Source organism: Phenylobacterium sp. (assembly GCF_044372605.1).
In the GTDB taxonomy this organism is placed as follows: domain Bacteria; phylum Pseudomonadota; class Alphaproteobacteria; order Caulobacterales; family Caulobacteraceae; genus Phenylobacterium.
Window position 1 is genome coordinate 1 of sequence record NZ_JBILRO010000313.1, and the last position, 3215, is coordinate 3215.

At 66.6% G+C, this 3215-nt stretch carries 2 protein-coding genes and 1 pseudogene; all 3 read right to left on the reverse strand.

Annotated features, from left to right (window positions below):
- Positions 1-142: 142 nt before the first annotated feature.
- On the reverse strand, positions 143-652 hold the full coding sequence (locus ACIQ42_RS17435; RefSeq protein ID WP_397423497.1) for a phasin family protein: 510 nt from the start codon (positions 650-652) through the stop codon (positions 143-145).
- Between the two features lie 208 nt (positions 653-860).
- Positions 861-2912 carry a DNA topoisomerase IV subunit B gene (gene parE, locus ACIQ42_RS17440; protein ID WP_397423498.1) on the reverse strand — a complete coding sequence of 684 codons (2052 nt, stop codon included), beginning with the start codon at positions 2910-2912 and terminating at the stop codon, positions 861-863.
- Positions 2913-2986: 74 nt separating this feature from the next.
- Positions 2987-3215 (reverse strand): annotated as a pseudogene (locus ACIQ42_RS17445) (peptidase M61); the annotation flags it as partial.

Genomic DNA, 3215 nt, shown 5'->3' on the forward strand with positions numbered 1-3215 from the left:
GCCTGATGACCACCGGGATCGGCTTCCACGCCATCGAGCTGGAGCTGGAGGGAGACACCGGGCCGCCGCGCGAGCGGATTGCGCGCGCTGCGGCCCAGGTCATGCTCTTGCCCGCCGCCCTCATCAGGGGCGGACAAAAGGCTTAGGCGGCTTCGTCCGACTCGACCGTCTTGGCCTTGGCGGGCTTTTCAGCCACGGCGGCCTTCTCGGCCTTCAAGGCGGCCACTTCCTGGGTCAGTTGCTCGACCTGGGCGGTCAGCTTTTCCATGGCATGACCCAAGGCGCCGATGTTCAGCGGGGCGAGGGTTTCCGACACGGTCTTGCGGACCTTACCGATGCGGGCTTCGAGGGCGGCGCGCTGCTCGGCGCGGAAGGCCTTGACCTGATCGGTGGCGTTGCCGACCAGCGACACCACGCGGTCGCCGCGCGGCGACTTGGCGATGGTTTCGCGGACCTTGTCCTCGACTTCCTCACCCTTGGCGACCAGCTGGTCGAAGGCTTCGTTGGCGCCGGTGGCGAGCTTTTCGACCGCACCCTGCGTCTCGGTGTACATGCGCCCGTAGGCGCCGACGCCGGCCAGCCAGATCTTGCGGGCGATGTCGGTGTCTACGGCGACTTCGACGGTCTCTTTGGTCTTCCTGGCCTTGGCCATGATCAGCATCCTTGCAATGTGTGCGGCCCCGGGGAGGAAGCCGATGACGTCGCAATAGGCCGGCGGTTTAGAAAAAGCATTCTAACCGCCCCGATGGCTGCGACGGGCGTGGTCGCCGTCGGCGCCCGACACAACCTTGATCACTGCCAGTTAGCCCTTGGCGCCGGGGCGCTGGGTCAAGCCCGCTGATGACGGGCGTGGGCGGTGTTCAGATATCCAGCTCGCCCACCGCAAACTCGGCATTCTCCTGGATGAACTGGAACCGCGCCTCGGGTTTGCGGCCCATCAGGCGTTCGACCAGGTCTTCCACCAACTCCTCGGCCCGGGGCAGGGTGACTCGGGCCAGGGTGCGGGTGGCCGGGTCCATGGTGGTTTCCTTGAGCTGGGCCGGCATCATTTCACCCAGGCCCTTGAAGCGGCTGATCTCGGGCTTTTTGTTCCTGAATTCCGTGGCCAGCAGTTCGTCGCGGTGTTCGGGATCGCGGGCGTAGACGGCCTTGCCGCCGTGGCTGATGCGGTAGAGCGGGGGAAGCGCCAGGTAGAGGCGGCCGCCCCGGATCAGGTCTGGCATGGTGCGATAGAAAAAGGTGATCAGCAGGCTGGCGATGTGGGCGCCGTCGACGTCGGCGTCCGTCATGATGACGATGCGGTCGTAGCGCAGGTCTTCGTCGCGGTACTTCGAGCCGGGTTGTGCGCCCAGCGCCAGCAACAGGTCGGAGAGTTCCTTGTTGCCGCCGAACTTGTCGGCGGTGGCCGATGCGACGTTGAGGATCTTGCCGCGCAGGGGCAGGATCGCCTGGGTTTTGCGGTTGCGGGCCTGTTTGGCCGATCCACCGGCCGAGTCGCCCTCGACCAGGAACAGTTCGGTGCCGTCCATGGCGCCGCCGGAGCAGTCGGCCAGCTTGCCAGGCAGCCTCAGCTTGCGGGTGGCCGAGGCGCGGGCCACTTCCTTGTCCTTGCGGCGCTTCAAGCGCTCCTCGGCACGCTCGATGACGAATTCGAGCAGGGCGCTGGCGGATTTGGGCTGGGCGGTCAGCCAGTGGTCGAAGGGGTCGGCCAGGGCCTTTTCCACCAGACGCTGGGCGTCGGAGGAGGAGAGGCGCTCCTTGGTCTGGCCCTGGAACTCGGGGTTGGCCACGAAGACGCTGACCAGTGCGCCGGCCTGGGCCAGCACATCATCGGCGGTGATAATCAAGCCGCGCTTCTCGCCGGTGAGCTCGGCGTACTGTTTCAGGCCGCGGGTAAGGGCCGCGCGGAAGCCGCTCTCGTGGGTGCCGCCCTCAGGTGTGGGCACGGTGTTGCAGTAGGACTGCATGAAGCTGTCGGCCTCGCCGAAGCCTGCGGGGGTCCAGGCCACGGCCCATTCCACCTTGCCGGTCTCGCCGGGGCGTTCCCAGCGGCCGGCGAAGGGCTCCGGGGTGACGGTCTCCAGCCCCTTGATCCGCTCGGCCAGAAAGTCCGCCAGGCCGTTGGGGAAGCGGAAGGTGGCCTCGGCGGGGGTCTGGTCCTGAATGCGCTCGGGCGCGCACTTCCAGCGGATTTCGACACCGCCGAACAGATAGGCCTTGGACCGCGCCATCCGGTAAAGCCGCGCCGGACGGAACATGGCCGCGTCACCGAAGATGACCGGGTCCGGCGTGAAGCGGATCTGGGTCCCCTTCTTGCGACTGGCGCCGATCTGTTCGAGCCCGCCCACCGGCTTGCCGCGGCTGAAGGCCTGGCGCCACTCGGAGCCATCCTTCCAGACCGTGACCTCGACCCGTTCGGACAGCGCATTGACCACCGAAATGCCGACGCCGTGCAGACCGCCGGAGGTCTCATAGGCCTTGCCGGAGAACTTTCCGCCCGAGTGCAGGACGGTCATGATCACTTCCAGCGCCGATTTGCCGGGATGCTTGGGGTGCGGGTCGACCGGGATGCCGCGCCCGTCGTCCTTGACGGTGAGGGCGCCGTCGGCCTCGAGGGTGACCTCGATCAGTTTGGCGTGGCCGGCGACGGCCTCGTCCATGGAGTTATCCAGCACCTCGGCGAACAGGTGGTGCAGCGCCCGCTCGTCGGTACCGCCGATGTACATGCCCGGCCGCTTGCGGACAGGCTCCAGACCTTCGAGGACCTCGATGTCCTTGGCGGAGTAGCCGCCGCCCTTGGCCGGCGCCGTGTCAGGGCGAGTCTCGTGGGCCTCGGTCAGCGGCGCCAACGGCGCAGGGTTGAGCGCGTTGTCAAACAGGTCGGGTAGAGGGCGGGCAGGGGAACTGGACATTGAACCCGGTAAGGTGGGGCGATTCTGGTTCGCCCGGTATCAATCCCCAGTCGCGGGTTGGCAATGCAGACCCGCTATTTCCGCGCCTCATGGATCCTGGTCAGCAGGTCCGGGGTTCCCTCGATCCGCTCCAGCTTCGGGTAACGCAGGCCACCGGTGTAGTTGATCGAGACGGTGCGGAAATGATCGCCGTTCTTGATCAGGAGTTCGATGGGCTTGCCGGATTTGCCTTCGGTGATGGCGGCCTTGATGCGATCAGCGCTGTAGGCAATCCCGTTTACCGCCAGCACCCGGCTCGAAACA